The organism is Burkholderia sp. RS01 (genome assembly GCF_039748055.1).
Lineage (GTDB): Bacteria > Actinomycetota > Actinomycetes > Actinomycetales > Micrococcaceae > Arthrobacter.
On the sequence record NZ_JBDLAK010000005.1, the window covers coordinates 84995 to 103086 of the forward strand.

The window sequence follows — 18092 nt, forward strand, 5'->3', positions numbered from 1 at the left end:
TGTATTCCGGACTTGCCCGGGCCTTTTTCTGCCACCATGGGCAACTCCGCACTAAACTGGGGCTATCGAGCCTAACGGCAGCGTCGCCATTAGCAGCGAGGAGTTCCCATGGTGCATTCCACGTCAGGATTCCGGGGTACCCGTGTGGGTGTTACCCAAGGAACCGGATTAAAGAACCAGGGTGACGATCCTCTGGGGGAGCCCTTGCCGCGTATTCACGTCTCCTATTGGTGCGCCATGGGACATGAGACGCGGCCTGTTTTCATTAAGCTGCCCGACGAGGAGATTCCCGCCCTCTGGGACTGCCGGCGGTGCGGCAGGCCCGCCACTCGGCATCCGGGCGCCGCGCCGGCGCAGGAGACGGCAGAAGACGGCTTCAAAACCCATCTCGAATACGTTAAAGAAAGACGCTCCAGCCAGGACGCCGAAGACGTTCTGGCCGGAGCGCTGCGAAGGCTACGAGCCGGCAGGAGCCTTCCGGACTAGCTGCTGGGGCACGCGCGCCGCGGCGTTCTCGTCGATCAGCCAGAGCGTTCGCGAGCGGCCCGCGGGCCCGGCGGCAGGAACCTGGACAGGGTTAGCGCCGGCCAGCGCCAGGCCCACAGCCCCGGCCTTGTCCTCGCCGGCCACCACCATCCACACTTCGGCGGCGGTGTTGATCGCCGGAAGCGTCAGTGAGATCCGCTCAGGCGGCGGCTTAGGGGAGTTACGCACTCCCACGACCGTTCGCTCCTTCTCGCGGATGCCCGCCTGCTCCGGAAAGAGCGACGCGACGTGGGCGTCCGGCCCCACGCCCAGCAGGACGACGTCGAAGCGCGGAAGGTTCCCCGGCTCCTCCGGCCTGTCATCAGAGGTGTCCGCGGCGTGCTCGGCAGCTGCAGCCTCGCCGAGCCTGCGCGCATAGTCCTCGGCGGCCTGCTCAGGGGATTCGAAGTCGTCGGTCGAACCCGGCTCGTGGATACGGTCCGGATCGACATCGATGTGCTTCAGCAGCGCGTCCTGCGCCTGGAGCGCGTTGCGGTCTGGGTCCTTGGACCCGACGAAACGCTCGTCGCCCCACCAGAAGTTGACCTTTGCCCAGTCCACAGCCGGCGCAGCAGGGGAATCTGCCACGGCCTTGAGCGTGCCGATGCCCACCGTGCCCCCGGTCAGCACCACCGTTGCTTCACCGAATCGGTCCTGGACATCCACAAGCTTGGTGATCAGGCGGGCCGCGATGGCGGCCATGAGTACGGAAGAGTCTGGATGGATGCTTACTCTGGGGTCAGCGCTCACTGGGTCGGACACTCCTTAGATTGGTACGTGGCAGTCCAATAGTAATCACTTCGCCGAAGACTTCGTCGGGATCCAGGCGCCGCAATTCCTCCGCCAGGCAGTCCCGCAGGCTGCGGCGGGGCAGGGAAATCCGCTGCGCGGGCTGGCCCGGCTGGGTCAGTTCGGCAACGGACAGTCCGGGGCGGAACAGCTGGACGTCGCCGCTGGCCCTGCTGAGCCGGACGCGCCGGATGCCGGTTCCCGCGGGATCAGCAACGATGGTCACCGGAGCGTCGAGGGAGAGTGTCAGCCACGCCGCCAGCAGGATGGTGCTGGGGGAGTCGGAGGCGCCCTCCACCGCCACGGCCGTGACCGGAGACGCGTCCACCTGGTCCAGGACGGCCGCCAGCTGGATGCGCCAGTTGGTGAGGCGCGTCCAGGCGAGGTCGGTGTCGCCTGCCTTATAGGTGTTGCGGATGTTCTCGAGTGCAACCTGCGGCTCGGCTTCATTCGCGGAGTCGGTGATGCGACGGTGCGCGATCCGGCCGATCGAGGTTTCGCTCGCGTTTTTCGGCGCGCCGTGCGGCCACCAGGCCACGATTGGCGCGTCGGGCAGGAGGAGCGCGGCCACCAGGGATTCGCTCTCCTCGGCGAGTTCACCGAACCCGCGCAGCACTATGACCTCGGAGGCACCGGCGTCGCCGCCAACGCGGATCTGGGCATCGAGCCGGTTGGGCGCGGACGAACCGGCGTCCGCGAGCACGATGATCCGGCAGGGGTGCTCCCGGCTGGCCTCGTTGGCGGCCTCAATGGCCTCTTCCTCAAGGCCCGACTTGGTGACCACCACGAGGGTGAGCACGCGGCCCAAGGCGATCACACCTCCCTGCTCCCGCAGGGACATGATCTTCTTGGAGACCTTGGAGGTGGTGGTGTCAGGAAGATCTACAATCATGGCCTTCTCCAGGTTCGTCCGTCGCGGGCAAGGAGCTCGTCAGCGGAGGCCGGGCCCCAGCTGCCGGGTGCGTACGGTTCGGGCTGCTCGCCCAAGCCTTCCCAGTAGTCCTCGAACGGATCCAGGATCTTCCAGGAGAGCTCCACTTCCTCATGCCGCGGGAAGAGCGGCGGCTCGCCCAGCAGCACGTCCAGGATGAGCCGTTCGTAGGCTTCGGGGCTGGATTCCGTGAAGGAGTGGCCGTAGCCGAAGTCCATCGTCACGTCACGGACTTCCATCTGCGTGCCGGGGACCTTGGAACCGAAGCGGATCGTGGCGCCCTCGTCCGGCTGGACGCGGATGACGACGGCGTTCTGGCCGAAGTCGTCCTCGCCGTGGTCGCGGAACAGGAGGTTGGGGGCGCGCTTGAACACCACGGCGATTTCCGTGACGCGCCGGCCCAGGCGCTTGCCCGCGCGGAGGTAGAACGGCACGCCGTGCCAGCGCCGGGTGTTGATGTCCACCCGGATGGCGGCATAGGTCTCGGTGGTGGAGTCGGCGGGAATGCCTTCCTCCTCGAGGTAGCCCTGTACCTGCTCGCCGCCCTGCCAGCCGCCGGCGAACTGCCCGCGGGCGGAATGGGTGGACAGGTCCTCCGGAAGCCTGACGGCGGCCAGCACCTTTTCCTTCTCCGCGCGCAGGTCATCGGCGTTGAAGGAGATGGGCTCCTCCATGGCCGTCAGCGCGAGCAGCTGGAGCAGGTGGTTCTGGATGACGTCGCGGGCGGCACCCACGCCGTCGTAATACCCGGCGCGGCCGCCGGTGCCGATGTCCTCGGCCATGGTGATCTGCACGTGGTCCACGTAGTTGGCGTTCCACAGCGGCTCGAACAGCTGGTTCGCGAAGCGCAGCGCCAGGATGTTCTGCACCGTCTCCTTGCCCAGGTAGTGGTCGATCCGGAACACGGCGTCGGGCGGAAAGACGGACTCCACGATGTCGTTCAGCTGCCGGGCCGACTCAAGGTCGTGCCCGAACGGCTTCTCGATGACCACGCGGCGCCAGTTGTCGCCCTCAGCCTGGGCCAGCCCGTGCTTCGAGAGCTGCCGGCAGACCTGTTCGAAGGCCTTCGGCGGGATGGACAGGTAGAACGCGTGGTTGCCGCGCGTGCCGCGCTGCTCGTCGAGTTCCTTGATGGTCTCGCCGAGCCGCTCAAATGCGGAGTCGTCGTCGAACTCGCCCTGCACGAAGCGGATGCCTTCGGAGAGCTGGTTCCAGACGGCCTCGTCGAAAGGTGTCCGGGAGTACGTCTTGACGGCGTCCTTCACCTCTGCGGCGAAGTCCTCGTTGTCCCACTGGCGCCGGGCAAAGCCCACCAGGGCAAAGCTGGGCGGCAGCAGTCCACGGTTTGCGAGGTCGTAGACGGCGGGCATCAACTTTTTGCGGGCGAGGTCGCCCGTGACTCCGAAGAGCACGAGCGACGACGGTCCGGCAATCCGGTTCAGACGGCGGTCCCGCGGATCCCGCAGCGGGTTCCCGTTCCTGCCTGCTGACCTTCTGCCGTTCAGGGTATCTGGCATGGTTGGTTCGGTGCCTTAGCTTTCAGTGGCGGATGTTGCCTGGCCGGCAAGCGCGGAAACAATCTCCTGGAGCTGGGCCACGCCGGCCGCACGGTCGGTGAGGTGCAGGCGCAGGACCGGGCGGCCATGTTCGCTGAGCACCTGAGCGTCGCCTGCGGCCTGCGCCGAGATCAGCTCGCCGAACGTGAACGGCCGGTCCGGAATGGCCAGGTCCTGGCTGGAAGCGGCCGTGACCTGCAGGAAGGCGCCGATGGCGGGTCCGCCCTTGTGGAACTGGCCGGTGGAGTGGAGGAAGCGCGGTCCCCAGCCGAAGGTGACCGGACGGCCGCTAACCGCAGCGAGTGCGTCGCGGATGCCTTCGAGTCGTGCGTAGGCCAGCCGGTCAAAGTAGGCCTGCACGCTGAGGTACCCGTTGCTGCCCAGCTGGCCGAGAAGCGCGGAAACAGCCTCGGCCACTGTGGCCGAGTCGCCGAGCCAGTCGCCGCCGCGGACTTCAACGGCACCGTCAACGAAGGCTGCCGGTGTGGGTTCCGGCTGGGCATCCAGCAGGCCACGGGCCGCGACCTTGGCTGCTTCGACGTCGGGCTGGTCAAACGGGTTGATGCCCAGGAGTCGGCCGGCCACCGCCGTGGCAAACTCCCACACCATCATCTGGGTGGCGAGTCCGCCGGCAATGGCGACTTCGTTTTCGCCGAGTTCGACGTCGGCATCCGGGCTCACGAGCCGTACTACGAGTACGTCTTCGGCGCCGGAGGTAACCTCCGGTGCGGACGGGCCGGCGACCACGGGGAGGACGCCGGTGCCGAGCTTTCCGGTGGATTCGGCGATGAGCTGCTCGGCCCAGTCGGCGAAGCCCACGATTCCCGAGCCGTCCTCGGCAATGACGATCTTGTCGCGCAGCGGGTTGGTGCCGCCGAGTGCCGTTCCCAGGGCCAGCCCGATGTTCTCGGGCGCGTCCTCGTTCAGGATTTCGGCGGCTTCCTCGGCCTCGTCCAAGAAGGATTCGATGTCGACGCCGGCCAGGCCCGAGGGCACGAGCCCGAAGGCGGTCAGGGCGGAATAGCGTCCGCCCACGTTCGGATCCGCGTTGAAGACGGCACGGTAGCCGGCTTCGCGGGACGCCTTGTCCAGCGGCGACCCGGGGTCGGTCACGATGATGATCCGGCTCTTGGCGTCGATGCCGGCTTCGTTGAATGCGTGCTCGAAGACCCGCCGCTGCGAATCCGTTTCAAGGGTCGAACCCGATTTCGAGGAAACCACGATCGCGGTCTCGGCGAGACGGTCCGCGAGGGCAGCACCGACCTGTTCGGGGTCGGTGCTGTCCAGCACGGTCAGCTCGACGCCAGCGGTGCCGGCGATGACTTCAGGAGCGAGCGAGGAGCCGCCCATGCCGCAAAGGACGATGCGCGTGACGCCGTCGGCCTTCAGGGCATCGCGGAGCTCCAGTATGCCGGCGACGAGGGGCCGCGCGACGGTGGCCGCCTCGACCCAGCCCAGGCGGACTGCGGACTCGGCCTCTGCATCGGGACCCCACAGCGTGTGGTCCTTCGCGAAGATACGGGTGGCGATCCGGTCCTCCACCAGGGCGGGCAGGTGCTGCTCAAGAGCCTTCCGGGCGGCGCCGGTGGCGTCGTAGCTGAGTGTGCTCATCGTGTATTAGGAAGCCTTCCGTGCGGTGGCAAGGGCGCCCTCAACGTCGGCCAGCAGTTCCTTCCAGCTGGCAACGAACTTGTCGAGGCCTTCGGATTCGAGCAGGGCCACAACCTCGTTGTAGGACACGCCCAGCGCGTCCAGCGCGTTGAGGGTGGCGTTCGCGTCGTCGTAGCCGTTGGTGACAGTGTCGCCGGTGACCACGCCGTGGTCGAACGTGGCGTCGAGGGTCTTTTCCGGCATGGTGTTCACGACGCCGGGTGCAACGAGTTCGGTGACGTAGAGGGTGTCCGGGTAGGCCGGGTCCTTAACGCCGGTGGAGGCCCAGAGCGGACGCTGCGGAAGGGCGCCTGCGCCGGCCAGGACTGCCCAGCGCTCGGTCGAGAACTGCTCTTCGTAGACCTGGTAGGCGAGGCGGGCGTTGGCAACGCCGGCCTTGCCCTTGAGGGCCTTGGCTTCGTCGGTGCCGATGGCGTCGAGGCGCTTGTCGATCTCGGAGTCCACGCGGGAGACGAAGAACGAGGCGACGGAGTGGATCTTGGAGAGGTCGTGGCCGTTGTCCTTGGCCTGCTCCAGGCCGGACTGGAAGGCGTTGATGACGGCGCGGTAGCGTTCCAGCGAGAAGATCAGGGTCACGTTGACGCTGATGCCCTCGGCGAGGGTGGCTGTGATGGCCTCGAGGCCTTCGAGGGTGGCAGGGATCTTGATGTGCACGTTGTCCCGGCCGACCTTCTTGTACAGGTGCTTGGCTTCGGCGATGGTTCCGGCGGTGTCCCAGGCCAGGCGGGGGTCGACCTCGATGGAAACGCGGCCGTCAACACCCTTGGTTGCCGCAGCGACCGGGGCGAAGAGGTCGCAGGCGTCCGCGACGTCGGTGGTGGTGATTTCGAAGATGGTTTCCTCGATGCTGGCGCCGGCTGCTGCCTGCTTGGCGATGGTGGCGTCGTAGTCGTGGCCGGTGGTGATGGCCGCGTGGAAGATGCTGGGGTTCGTGGTGACACCGACAACGTTCTTCTCTTCGATGAGCTTCTGCAGCGTGCCCGTCTTCAGGCGGCCGCGGGAGAGGTCATCGAGCCAGATGGAAACGCCGGCGTCGGAGAGCTGCTGCGTGGGAGTGGTGGTCATTTCATATCTCCTTGAAACTGTAGGTGCTGTCAGGACTGGATTCCGGCGAGGGAATCCTTGGCGGCGGCGGTGACAGCCTCCGCGGTGATGCCGAATTCCTGGAACAGGCGCTTGTAGTCGGCTGAGGCGCCGAAGTGCTCGAGGCTGATGGAGCGTCCGGCGTCGCCGACGAACTCCCTCCAGCCCAGGGCCAGGCCGGCTTCGACTGAAACGCGGGCCTTGACTGCGGCGGGCAGGACGGCCTCGCGGTACGCGGCGTCCTGCTTGTTGAACCACTCGACGCAGGGCATGGAGACCACGCGGGTGGCGATGCCCTCGGCCTGCAGCGCTTCGCGGGCCTCGACGGCGAGCTGGACTTCCGAGCCCGTGCCGATGAGGATGACCTGTGCCGGCGCGGTCGCACCGTCCTTGGAGGCCTCGGCCAGGACGTATCCGCCCTTGGCAACGCCGGCGGTGGAGCCGAAGGTGTCGCCTTCCGCTTCGCCTTCGCCGCGGGCGTAGGTGGGGATGTTCTGGCGGGTCAGCACGATGCCGGCCGGGTTGTCGTGGTTCTCCAGCATGGACTTCCATGCCGCCGAGACCTCATTGGCGTCACCGGGACGGACGACGTCCAGGCCCGGAATGGCGCGCAGGGAGGCCAGCTGTTCCACCGGCTGGTGGGTGGGGCCGTCTTCGCCCAGACCGATGGAGTCGTGGGTCCAGACATACAGCGACGGCACGCCCATGAGTGCGCCGAGGCGGATGGCGGGGCGCTGGTAGTCGCTGAAGATCAGGAACGTACCGGAGAACGCGCGGGTCTTGCCGTGCAGGGCGATGCCGTTGACGATCGAGGCGGCCGCGTGCTCGCGGATACCGAAGTGCAGGACGCGGCCGTAGGGGTTGCCCTTCCAGGCCTCGGTCTGCTTGGACGCCGGAACGAACGACGGCGAGCCTTCGATCGTGGTGTTGTTCGACTCGGCGAGGTCGGCGGAGCCGCCCCAGAGTTCCGGCATGACCGGGCCGATGGCGTTCAGGACCTTGCCCGAGGCCGCACGGGTGGACACGTCCTTGCCGGCCGGGAAGACGGGCAGCGCAGCGTCGAGTTCGGACGGCAGCTTGCGTGCTTCCACTCGTTCCAGAAGGGCGGCGGCTTCGGGGTTGGCGGACTGCCAGGCCGCGAAGGACTCCTCCCATTCCTTGCGTGCGTGGGCGCCGCGGTCCACGACGGCGCGGGCGTGGGCCAGCACTTCCTCGTCGACCTCGAAGGTCTTCTCGGGGTCGAACCCGAGGACCTGCTTCAGTGCCGCCACTTCTTCGGAGCCGAGGGCCGAGCCGTGAATCTTGCCGGTGTTCTGCTTCTTCGGCGCGGGGTAGCCGATGATGGTGCGCAGCGAGACGATGGACGGCTTGGACGTCTCGGCCTTGGCCGCCTGGAGCGCGGCGTGCAGCTCCTGGACGTCTTCCTTGTAATCGCCGGTCTTGGTCCAGTCCACGCGCTGGACGTGCCAGCCGTAGGCTTCGTAGCGCTTGAGGACGTCCTCGGTGAAGGCGATGTCGGTGTCGTCTTCAATCGAGATGTGGTTCTCGTCGTAGATCACCACGAGGTTGCCCAGTTCCTGGTGGCCGGCCAGCGAGGAAGCCTCGGAGGTGACACCTTCCTGGAGGTCGCCGTCGGAGGCGATGACCCAGATGGTGTGGTCGAACGGGCTGGTGCCGGCGGCAGCGTCGGCGTCGAACAGGCCGCGCTGGCGGCGCTGGGAGTATGCGAAGCCGACAGCGGACGCGAGGCCCTGGCCGAGCGGACCGGTGGTGATCTCGACGCCGGCGGTGTGCTTGTATTCCGGGTGGCCGGGTGTCAGTGAACCCCAGGTGCGCAGCGCCTGCAGGTCCTTCAGCTCCAGGCCATAGCCGGAGAGGAACAGCTGGATGTACAGCGTCAGGGACGTGTGGCCGGGGGAGAGGATGAACCGGTCACGGCCGATCCAGTCCGGGTTCTTGGGGTCGTGGCGCATCATCTTCTGGAAGAGAAGGTATGCGGCCGGGGCCAGGCTCATTGCGGTGCCGGGGTGGCCATTGCCCACCTTTTCGACGGCGTCCGCGGCAAGGACACGGACCGTGTCAACCGCGCGCTGGTCCAAACTGGTCCATGTCAGTTCTTGCTCTTTCAAATGTGGCACGAAAACCGGGCCCCTCTCTGTGCTAACGGCAAGCGGTACGGACAGGTCGCGGCAAGGCACAGGTCGGTGCCCGCTGCGTTTTTGTCTACCAGCCGTTCACCATTGAAACGTTGATCTTCATTCAGTCGCTGGACGGGATGGGAATGCGGTTTCTAGCCGTTTCCCAGTGTGCGCTGATCTGCAGACAGCTTAGCTCTATTCCACACTTCGGGCGGCGAAAATCTCACCAATTGGACGCAATTTCTCTTTTGTGAATCACTCTTGGCGGGTGTCTCCGGTGAGGCTGCGTTAATGTGCTCGAAGCAAGCTCGAAGGAATCATTTTCAGCGATTTGGCCAAGTCGGGCGGTGCCAACGACCCATGCGGGACCGCGGTATGATATCGGGAGGCCACCGGCGGACAGGCAGGGCACGCGAAGAGCACTTTCAAGCCCGTCGACCGCCGTTGAGGGATCATTCCGGACCCAGGATTCGGGCAGATCAGTCAGACAACACAGCCAGACAGAACAGAGTGACTGCCAACGTGAGCACAACAGATACGCCGCTGACCTCCGCCAGGGTCCACGCAAGAGCCGGACTAGCCCGCAAGGCGAAGGCGTACCTTGCTCTCACCAAACCGCGGGTCATCGAACTTCTGCTGGTCAGCACGCTCCCCACGATGATTTATGCCCAGCGCGGTTTTCCGTCCCTCGGGCTCATCCTTGCAACGCTGGTGGGCGGCGCGTTCGCCGCTGGCAGCGCCGGAGCCTTCAACTGCTACATCGACCGCGACATCGACAAGCTGATGCACCGTACCGAAAAGCGCCCGCTGGTCACGGGTGAGGTCACGCCGCGCGAGGCCCTCATTTTTGCGTGGCTCCTGGGCGCGGCTGCCATCGCCATCCTGTGGTTCGGCGCGAACCCGCTGTCCGCGTGGCTCGGGCTCGGCGCCATCGTTTTTTACGTCGTGATTTACACCATGATCCTGAAGCGGCGCACTGCCCAGAACATCGTTTGGGGCGGTGCGGCGGGCTGCTTCCCGGTTCTCATCGCGTGGGCCGCCGTCACCAATACCGTCGAGTGGCCGGCAGTCGTGCTGTTCATGGTGATCTTCCTGTGGACGCCGCCGCACTACTGGCCGCTGTCCATGCGCTACGGCGAGGACTACCGGAACGCCAACGTGCCCATGCTCGGCGCCATCGCCGGCGCCAAGGTGGTTTCCGTGCAGGTGGTCCTCTACGCCTGGGCCATGGTGGTGTGTTCGCTGCTCATGGTTCCCGCAGGGGGTGCCGGCTGGGTCTACACCGTGACCGCTGTTCTTGCCGGTGCGTGGTTCCTGTACGAGTCCCACGCCCTGTATAACCGGGCGCAGGGCGGGGACCTCTCGGACAAGGGCGCCATGAAGGTCTTCCACGGCTCCATCAGCTACCTGACGCTCCTCTTCATCGCCCTGGCGGTGGACCCGTTTGTCGGTTCGCCGCTCATGGGCTGACCGCACCCGTCGCGGTTCCGGCCTCCAGGACGTTCTCCCGCTTTTCGCAACAGCTTCTGCAATGCTCCTTCACACCATGTGGAGGAGCATTGCCTTTGCCTGCGTGCCTGCGTGCCTGCGTAGGTGGAGAGTGAGTCGCGGAAAGTGTGCAGGGCGCGGGAGGGCGTCTGTACAACTACGTCAATACAAGTAGAAAGTACCCCGGTCAGTGCGGACCGGGGTACTTTCGTCTGCTGAGCTGCTTTGTGCCGGACTGCGTCGCGCCGGACTGTTTGGCGCGGACTGCTCCGCGCGGCTGCCTTACCTGGCCTGGCTGTAGCGGGCGATGTCCCAAACATTGGTTGCGGCGCTCATCAGGAGTGCCGCGCCCAGCATGTGGGCGCCCACGAGGAGCGCCGGGATGCCGTTGTAGTACTGCGTGAAGCCGATGACGGCCTGAAGCAGGGTGACGCCGAGGAGCAGGAGCACGGCCGTTCGGAACGGGCCGGAGATGCCGCGGCGGAACACCAGGTAGGCGGCAAAGAGGGTTCCTGCGGTGATCACGTAGGCCGGAACAGCGTGGATGTGGGAGAAGAGGTCCCAGTCGAGGTTATTGCGGGGTGCGTTGGCGTCGCCGGCGTGCGGGCCCGCGCCGGTCACCACCACGCCCAGCATCACCGCCACGGCGGAGAAAACAGCGACGGCGGCCGTCACCGGCCGCAGGACTCCCGGCAGGGACGCCAGCGGGCGGGTGAGGATACGTCCGGTCCTGCCGTACGCGCGGTTCACCAGGAGCGTGGCGAAGACCACCAGGGCCATGGAAACCAGGAAGTGGAGGCCGACCACCCACGGGTTGAGGCGCGTCAGCACCGTCACGCCGCCGATGATGGCCTGCGCGGGAATGCTGGCCAGCAGGCCCAGGGCAAGCAGGAAGAGGTCCTTGCGTTCCTTGCGCAGGTTCCACAGGTAGACCAGCATCATCGCCGCGACGGCGGCGAGGGCGAAGGTCAGCAGCCGGTTGCCGAACTCGATGAAGCCGTGGATGCCCATTTCGGGGGTGTTGACCAGGGATTCGTTCGTGCAGCGCGGCCAGGTGGGGCAGCCCAGCCCGGAGGCGGTCAGCCTGACGGCGCCGCCGGTCACCACCAGGAGCGTCTGCCCGATGAGGGACAGCACCGCGAGGCGGCGGACGGTTGAATCAACGGTGACGGGAAGCTTTGATGCCAGGCGGCCGACGATCTGGGGGAGGCGCGAAGCCGTGCTCACGGTATTTCTCAATTCCACTTGAACCAACGGATGGCTGCCGCGCCGGCGACAACCAGCCACAACAGCAGGATAAGGACAGAGGCGCCGTCGACGGCACCGTGCAGGAACGCATCGCGCAGTCCTTGGCCGAGGGCTCCGGACGGCAGGAAATGCACGGCATCCTGGGCCGGTCCGGGCAGCCGCGGGGCGGGGATGACGATGCCGCCGAGGGCCCCGAGGAGGATCCACAGCAGGTTGGTGATGGCGAGTGTGGCCTCGGGTCGGACTGTCCCGGCCACCAGCAGGCCGAGGGCCGTGAACGCGGCCGCGCCAAGTATCAAAAGTCCCATGCCCGGCAGCCAGCCGGCCGGATCGGGCCGCCAGCCGAGCGTTAGGGCTATGCCGGAGACGATCAGCACCTGCAGGAACAGGACGGCCAGGACGGCGATGATCTTTCCGGCGATGAGGCCGGTGCGTCCCAGCGGTGTGGTGGAGAGGAAGCGCAGCACGCCGTAGCGGCGGTCGAATCCGGTCGAGATGCCCTGGCCGGTGAAGGCGGTGGACATGGCGCACAGCGCGAGGATGCCGGGAACGGCCACGTTGATCCGGCTGTCGCCCAGCCCGTCCAGCAGCGGCGTCACGGTGAGGCCGATCAGGGCCAGCAGCGGCAGGACGATCGCGAGGATCAGCTGCTCTCCGTTCCGGAGCATTGTCATCGCCTCGTACTGGCCCTGCAGCAGGATCCGGCGGAGCAGGGGAGCGGGAGCGCCGCCGGTCACTGTCGTCATCGGACTTCCCTTCCGGAAATGTCGAGGAATACGTCTTCGAGGCTGCGGGCCTCCATGCTCATGGACCCTGGCATCACGCCGTGGGCCGCCCACCACGCCGTCAGCGCGGCAAGGTCCGCAGGGGTGAGCACGCCGGTGGCCGAGTAGCTGCCGGCCCGCGTCTCCCTGACCTCCACCTCGGCGGGAAGGACACCCGTGAAGTCCAGCCCGGGCAGCGCCTCGAAATGCAGGGTCCGGATGTGGTCCTTCCGGGCCATGTCCGGGGTGTGGTGCTGCAGGAGCTGGGCGACGGTGCCCTCGGCGACATTCCTGCCGGCGTCAATGATGTACACGTAGTCGGCGAGGCGCTGGGCATCGTCCATCAGGTGGGTGGTCAGGATGATGCCCATCCCGCTGTTCCGGAGCTCCGAAATCAGCCCGAAGACAAGCTGGCGCGACTGCGGGTCAAGGCCGGCGCTCGGTTCGTCGAGGAACAGCACTTCGGGATTGCCGATGAGCGCGGCGGCGAGGGCCAGCCGCTGCTTCTGTCCGCCGGACAGCCGGCGGACACTGGTCCGGCTGAACGCATCGATGCCGAGCCGCTCCACCAGTTCGTCGAGCGGCCTCGGATTGCGGTACATGCCGGCGATGTGGCGGAGCAGGGGAATGGGACGGGCCGACGGCGGGAGGCCGCCGTCCTGGAGCATGACCCCTACGCGGGACCGCAGTTCCGCTCCGGCGCTGCCGGGATCCTCGCCCAACAGGGAAATTGTGCCGCCGGTGCGCTTCTGGAGGCCCTGCGCGCACTCGATGGTGGTGGTTTTGCCGGCGCCGTTGGCTCCGAGCAGCGCCGTTACCTCGCCGCGTCCGGCGACGAGTGAGACGTCGCTCACCACCCTCAGCATCCTGCCATCGAGGGTGGGCAGCGGACCGACGTCCTTAATGAGCCCGCTGATGGACAGTACGGGGGATTTGGGGGATCGCACCCCAGCATTCTACGTGAAGTAGTACGGGCTCCGATGTGACCGCCCGGAGCAGCAGGTCAGCCAAGCCTTACTGGATGGGCGGAGTAAATTACGACATGATTGTGTTGTGTATTCCATGAGTAATCCCACTTCCCTGCCTCTGGCCGGGCACCGCGCGCCGCTTAGCGCGCTGCGCGGTGGAAAGCGCGATGCCCTGGCGGCCGTGCCGCCGGCAGCCGACGCTGACGAGCGCACGCGCGACCGCGTCCTCAGTGCGGTACTCGAACACGGACCCGTCAGCGCCGCGGAACTGGGCGACCTTCTCGGCTTCACGCCGGCCGCCGTCCGTCGCCACCTGGACCACCTGTCCCGTGCAGGCGTCATCGAAGTGAAGCGTGTTGCCCGTGCCGGCGCCGGCGCCGGACGCCCCGCCCGCCGCTATGTCCTGAGTTCACAGGGCCAGTCGACGCTCGGTGACGACTACCTGAACATCGCCAGCACCGCGCTCAAGCAGCTCGAAGAAATGGCCGGTACCGAAGCAGTGCGGAAGTTCGCCGTCGAGCGTTTTTCCGAGATGGAACGCCGCTACGCCCCGGAGGTTGATGCGGCCGGAACCGACATCACCGCCCGGGCGCAGGCGCTTTCCGCCGCGCTGTCCCGGGACGGCTATGTAGCCTCCACCGCGTCCATCGAGGCCAGGGCGCCGCTGCCGGCAGCGCTGTCCAGCGTCCAGCTGTGCCAGGGCCACTGCCCCATCCAGCAGCTCGCAGCACAGTTCCCCGTTTTCTGCGATGCTGAAACCGAGACGTTTTCCCGGCTGGTCGGCGTCGACGTGCGGCGCCTCTCCACCTTGGCGCGCGGGGGGCATGTCTGCACCACCCACATACCAACAGGCCGTCCGGCCGCAACGGTGGCGGAAACCACCCGAGCCGTTACGGACAACCTGGACGAAGTATCCAACCATCTGCAAGAAAGGCCGTGATGACGGACCAACTATCAGAGAAGACGGTTGCCGAGACTGCTGTGATTTCGGAGATTCTGGAAAAGAATCCCGAGCTCCACGGAATCGGCACCTACGAGTACGGCTGGGCCGACAAGAACGACGTCGGCGCCAACGCACGCCGTGGCCTCAACGAGGAAGTCGTCCGCGACATTTCGGCCAAGAAGAGCGAGCCGGAGTGGATGCTGGACCTGCGCCTGAAGGGCCTGAAGTACTTCGGCCGCAAGCCCATGCCCACCTGGGGTGCGGACCTGTCCGGCATCGACTTTGACAACATCAAGTACTTCGTCCGTTCCACGGAGAAGCAGGCCGCCACGTGGGAAGACCTGCCCGAGGACATCCGCAACACGTATGAGAAGCTCGGCATCCCGGAAGCCGAGCGCAGCCGCCTGGTCTCCGGCGTGGCAGCCCAGTACGAGTCCGAGGTGGTCTACCACCAGATCCGCGAGGACCTTGAGGCCCAGGGCGTCATCTTCCTGGACACGGACACCGCGCTGCGCGAGCACCCGGAGATCTTCCAGGAGTACTTCGGCACCATCATTCCCGTGGGAGACAACAAGTTTGCCTCGCTGAACACGGCCGTGTGGTCCGGCGGTTCCTTCGTGTACGTGCCCAAGGGCGTCCACGTGGACATTCCGCTGCAGGCGTACTTCCGCATCAACACGGAAAACATGGGTCAGTTCGAGCGCACGCTGATCATCGCGGACGAGGACTCTTACGTCCACTACATCGAGGGCTGCACCGCGCCGATCTACACGTCGGACTCGCTGCACTCCGCTGTCGTGGAAATCGTGGTCAAGAAGGGCGCCCGTGTCCGGTACACCACCATCCAGAACTGGTCCAACAACGTGTACAACCTGGTGACCAAGCGCGCGATCTGCGAAGAAGGCGCCACCATGGAATGGATCGATGGCAACATCGGCTCCAAGGTCACCATGAAGTACCCGGCCGTCTACCTCACGGGCGAGCACGCCAAGGGCGAGACCCTGTCCATCGCGTTCGCCGGCGAAGGCCAGCACCAGGACACCGGCTCCAAGATGGTCCACATCGCGCCGAACACCAAGAGCTCCATCATCTCCAAGTCAGTGGCCCGCGGCGGCGGACGTGCGGCCTACCGCGGCCTCGTCCAGATCCGCGAAGGCGCCAAGCACTCGGCCAACACCGTGCGCTGCGACGCCCTGCTGGTGGACACGATCAGCCGCTCGGACACCTACCCCTACATCGACATCCGCGAGGATGACGTCCAGCTGGGTCACGAGGCAACTGTCTCGCGCGTTTCCGAAGAGCAGCTCTTCTACCTCATGTCCCGCGGCATGCGCGAAGACGAAGCCATGGCCATGATCGTGCGCGGCTTCATCGAGCCGATCGCCCGCGAGCTGCCGATGGAATACGCCCTCGAGCTGAACCGCCTCATTGAACTCCAGATGGAAGGATCCGTCGGTTAATGACTGCCGAAATTACTACTGAAAAGGCCCGCATCGGAGCGCCTTCCATCGCAGGCTTCACCGAGGAAGGCGAGGGCCTGGTCTCCGCCAAGGTGGACCACAGCCACAACCACGGCGTCACCGTGATGTCCTCCCGCGCCGAACGGCTTACGAGCTTCGACGTCGCCGACTTCGCACTGCCCACGGGCCGCGAGGAAGAATGGCGCTTCAGCCCGGTCCGCGGACTGGCCAACCTGCTCTCGGATCGCGCGACGGATGTCGATCCGGATCCGGCCGCCGCATTCACCGTGGACGCACCGGAAGGCTATGTCCGCACGCCCCTGGCCCACGGAGCCGCCCCGCGCGGATCCGTGCTGACCCCGGCCGACCGTGCCGCCGTCGTCGCCTCCGCCAACACGGACGAGGCACTGCACGTGGTCATCCCGGCGGAAGCCGAGCCGGCTGAGCCGGTGCGGATCCTGGTCCACGGCGCGGGCGCCGGACGCCGCTCCAACGCACACTACGTGCTGGAGGCCGGCGCCAACTCGCGCAGCGTCGTGATCCTGGAGCACACCGGTGCGGCCGACCACAACGGCAACCTGGAAGTCATCGTCGGCGAAGGCGCCAAGCTCACTGTCATCTCGGTGCAGCTCTGGGAAGACGACGCCAAGCACCTGGCCCAGCACGACGCGCAGGTGGGCAAGGACGCTGTGTACAAGCACATCGCCGTGTCCCTCGGCGGATCGATCGTGCGCCTGAACTCCAACGTCCGCTTCGCGGGTGAAGGTGCCGAGGCCGAGCTGCTGGGCCTGTACTTCGCCGACGCCGGGCAGCACCTGGAGCACCGGTCCTTCGTTGACCACAACGTGGCCAACTGCAAGTCCAACGTGCTCTACAAGGGCGCCCTGCAGGGCAAGAACGCGCACACCGTCTGGGTGGGCGACGTCCTGATCCAGAAGCAGGCACTGGGCACCGACTCGTACGAGAAGAACCAGAACCTTGTGCTGACGGACGGCTGCCGCGCGGACTCGGTTCCGAACCTCGAGATCGAAACCGGCCTCATCGAAGGCGCCGGTCACGCGAGCTCCACCGGACGTTTTGACGACGAACACCTGTTCTACCTCATGGCACGCGGCATTCCCGAAGACGTGGCACGGCGGCTCGTCGTCCGCGGCTTCCTCAACGAGATCATCCAGCAGATCAAGGTCCCGGCACTCGAAGAGCGCCTGACCGCGGCTGTTGAGCGTGAACTCGCCGCGACCGAAAACTAAGCAGCCCGGAAAGTACAGGACATCGGATGACTGAACAGCCAAAGGGCGAGCTCGTCTGCAACGTGGACGAGATCCAGCCCAAGCAGGCCCTGCGGATCCTGATCGATGACTATCCCGTCGCGATCGTCAAGGACTCCATGGGAGAGATCCACGCCATCGGCGACACCTGCTCGCACGCGGACATCTCGCTCTCGGAGGGCGAGGTCGAAGGCTGCGCCATCGAATGCTGGGGCCACGGTTCGCAGTTCGATCTGCGCACCGGCGAGCCTCTCCAGCTGCCGGCCTACGATCCCGTGCCCGTGTTCGCGGTGGAGATCGTCGGGGACGAGGTCTACGTGGACTTCACCAACGTCCTGAACGGCGCCGAAACCCCGAACTTCAGCTAGCCAGGCCTGTACCAGAACTTATTACCTTCCAGACCAAAGACCGCACCGCCGCCCCAACGGCACGGTGCAGAGGAGAACAAGACACATGTCTACTCTTGAGATCAAGGACCTGCACGTCAGCATCGACACCGAGCAGGGCACCAAGGAGATCCTGAAGGGCGTCAGCCTGACCATCCGGACCGGTGAGACTCACGCCATCATGGGCCCCAACGGTTCGGGCAAGTCCACCCTTGCGTCCACCATCGCCGGCCACCCGCGCTACAACGTCACCGGCGGCACCATCACGCTGGACGGCGAAGACGTCCTGGCGATGAGCGTCGACGAGCGTGCTCGCGCCGGCCTCTTCCTGGCCATGCAGTACCCGGTGGAGGTTCCCGGCGTCACAATGACCAACTTCCTGCGGACTGCCAAGACCGCCATCGACGGCCAGGCGCCTGCCCTGCGCACCTGGACCAAGGACGTCAAGGCCGCCATGCAGCAGTTGCGCATCGATGCGGACTTCGCACAGCGCAACGTCAACGAGGGCTTCTCGGGCGGCGAAAAGAAGCGCGTGGAGATCCTGCAGCTCGAGCTCTTCAAGCCCAAGTTCGCCGTGCTTGATGAGACCGACTCCGGCCTGGACGTCGACGCCCTGAAGATCGTCTCGGAAGGCGTCAACCGCGCCCACGCCGAAGGCAACATGGGCACCATGCTCATCACGCACTACACCCGCATCCTGCGCTACATCAAGCCTGAGTTCGTCCACGTTTTCGTTGACGGCCAGATTGTGGAAGAGGGCGGCCCGGAGCTCGCCGACCGCCTCGAAGAAGAAGGCTACGACCGCTACGCCACGGGCGCCGGAGCAGCCACGATCGCTGCCGCTGCCGCCGCAGCACAGGCCTAGTAAGGACAC

The 18092-nt window shown here is 66.2% G+C and carries 16 protein-coding genes; 7 read left to right on the plus strand and 9 right to left on the minus strand.

What is annotated here, in order from left to right; translation table 11 throughout:
• The first annotated feature begins 108 nt into the window (after nucleotides 1–108).
• Nucleotides 109–486, plus strand: coding sequence for an RNA polymerase-binding protein RbpA (locus tag ABFP37_RS06510; protein ID WP_078029366.1), 378 nt, complete (start codon nucleotides 109–111; stop codon nucleotides 484–486).
• On the opposite strand, the gene pgl is transcribed toward ABFP37_RS06510, so the two are convergent.
• Genes pgl through tkt form a run of 6 tightly spaced genes read right to left on the minus strand, consistent with a single transcriptional unit; the run spans nucleotide 457 to nucleotide 8654 of the window.
• Nucleotides 457–1275 (minus strand): 6-phosphogluconolactonase, encoded by an 819-nt coding sequence (pgl, locus tag ABFP37_RS06515; RefSeq protein ID WP_078029367.1) that lies wholly within the window; start codon nucleotides 1273–1275, stop codon nucleotides 457–459. The two genes, ABFP37_RS06510 and pgl, sit on opposite strands and share 30 nt — an antisense overlap.
• On the minus strand, nucleotides 1265–2206 hold the full coding sequence (locus tag ABFP37_RS06520; protein ID WP_078029368.1) for a glucose-6-phosphate dehydrogenase assembly protein OpcA: 942 nt from the start codon (nucleotides 2204–2206) through the stop codon (nucleotides 1265–1267). Before ABFP37_RS06520 ends, pgl begins: the two co-directional genes overlap by 11 nt.
• A complete protein-coding gene (gene zwf / locus ABFP37_RS06525) occupies nucleotides 2203–3762 on the minus strand; it encodes a glucose-6-phosphate dehydrogenase (protein ID WP_078029369.1) in 1560 nt (519 codons plus the stop codon). Before zwf ends, ABFP37_RS06520 begins: the two co-directional genes overlap by 4 nt.
• 15 nt (nucleotides 3763–3777) lie before the next feature.
• Nucleotides 3778–5412, minus strand: a complete 1635-nt coding sequence (locus ABFP37_RS06530; protein WP_347033064.1) for a glucose-6-phosphate isomerase — start codon at nucleotides 5410–5412, stop codon at nucleotides 3778–3780.
• Nucleotides 5413–5418: 6 nt separating this feature from the next.
• On the minus strand, nucleotides 5419–6537 hold the full coding sequence (tal, locus tag ABFP37_RS06535; RefSeq protein ID WP_078029371.1) for a transaldolase: 1119 nt from the start codon (nucleotides 6535–6537) through the stop codon (nucleotides 5419–5421).
• Nucleotides 6538–6566: 29 nt separating this feature from the next.
• Nucleotides 6567–8654 carry a transketolase gene (gene tkt, locus ABFP37_RS06540; RefSeq protein WP_347033065.1) on the minus strand — a complete coding sequence of 696 codons (2088 nt, stop codon included), beginning with the start codon at nucleotides 8652–8654 and terminating at the stop codon, nucleotides 6567–6569.
• A 561-nt stretch (nucleotides 8655–9215) separates the two neighbouring features.
• Here tkt and ABFP37_RS06545 point away from each other — a divergent pair.
• Nucleotides 9216–10163 carry a heme o synthase gene (locus ABFP37_RS06545; RefSeq protein ID WP_347033066.1) on the plus strand — a complete coding sequence of 316 codons (948 nt, stop codon included), beginning with the start codon at nucleotides 9216–9218 and terminating at the stop codon, nucleotides 10161–10163.
• 300 nt (nucleotides 10164–10463) lie between these two features.
• On the opposite strand, the gene ABFP37_RS06550 is transcribed toward ABFP37_RS06545, so the two are convergent.
• From ABFP37_RS06550 to ABFP37_RS06560, 3 genes are read right to left on the minus strand one after another with little or no spacing between them, the layout of a single operon-like run.
• Nucleotides 10464–11408 carry a COX15/CtaA family protein gene (locus ABFP37_RS06550; RefSeq protein WP_078029374.1) on the minus strand — a complete coding sequence of 315 codons (945 nt, stop codon included), beginning with the start codon at nucleotides 11406–11408 and terminating at the stop codon, nucleotides 10464–10466.
• An 8-nt stretch (nucleotides 11409–11416) separates the two neighbouring features.
• Nucleotides 11417–12175, minus strand: coding sequence for an ABC transporter permease (locus ABFP37_RS06555; RefSeq protein ID WP_078029375.1), 759 nt, complete (start codon nucleotides 12173–12175; stop codon nucleotides 11417–11419).
• Nucleotides 12172–13140 (minus strand): ABC transporter ATP-binding protein, encoded by a 969-nt coding sequence (locus ABFP37_RS06560; RefSeq protein WP_078029376.1) that lies wholly within the window; start codon nucleotides 13138–13140, stop codon nucleotides 12172–12174. Before ABFP37_RS06560 ends, ABFP37_RS06555 begins: the two co-directional genes overlap by 4 nt.
• Before the next feature lie 115 nt (nucleotides 13141–13255).
• Between ABFP37_RS06560 and ABFP37_RS06565 the strand changes: the two genes are divergently transcribed.
• The 5 genes from ABFP37_RS06565 (at nucleotide 13256) to sufC (ending at nucleotide 18083) form a co-directional block, all read left to right on the plus strand.
• Nucleotides 13256–14101: a helix-turn-helix domain-containing protein gene (locus tag ABFP37_RS06565; protein ID WP_347033067.1), complete on the plus strand. Its 846-nt coding sequence runs from the start codon at nucleotides 13256–13258 to the stop codon at nucleotides 14099–14101.
• Nucleotides 14101–15564, plus strand: coding sequence for a Fe-S cluster assembly protein SufB (sufB, locus tag ABFP37_RS06570; RefSeq protein ID WP_078029377.1), 1464 nt, complete (start codon nucleotides 14101–14103; stop codon nucleotides 15562–15564). The genes ABFP37_RS06565 and sufB overlap by 1 nt, the downstream gene beginning before the upstream one ends.
• Nucleotides 15564–16814: a Fe-S cluster assembly protein SufD gene (gene sufD, locus ABFP37_RS06575; protein WP_078029378.1), complete on the plus strand. Its 1251-nt coding sequence runs from the start codon at nucleotides 15564–15566 to the stop codon at nucleotides 16812–16814. Before sufB ends, sufD begins: the two co-directional genes overlap by 1 nt.
• A gap of 26 nt (nucleotides 16815–16840) precedes the next feature.
• Entirely contained in the window at nucleotides 16841–17200 is a 360-nt protein-coding gene (locus ABFP37_RS06580) for a non-heme iron oxygenase ferredoxin subunit (protein WP_078029379.1), read from the plus strand.
• Between the two features lie 85 nt (nucleotides 17201–17285).
• Nucleotides 17286–18083 carry a Fe-S cluster assembly ATPase SufC gene (gene sufC / locus ABFP37_RS06585; protein ID WP_078029380.1) on the plus strand — a complete coding sequence of 266 codons (798 nt, stop codon included), beginning with the start codon at nucleotides 17286–17288 and terminating at the stop codon, nucleotides 18081–18083.
• The last annotated feature ends 9 nt before the right edge of the window (nucleotides 18084–18092 follow it).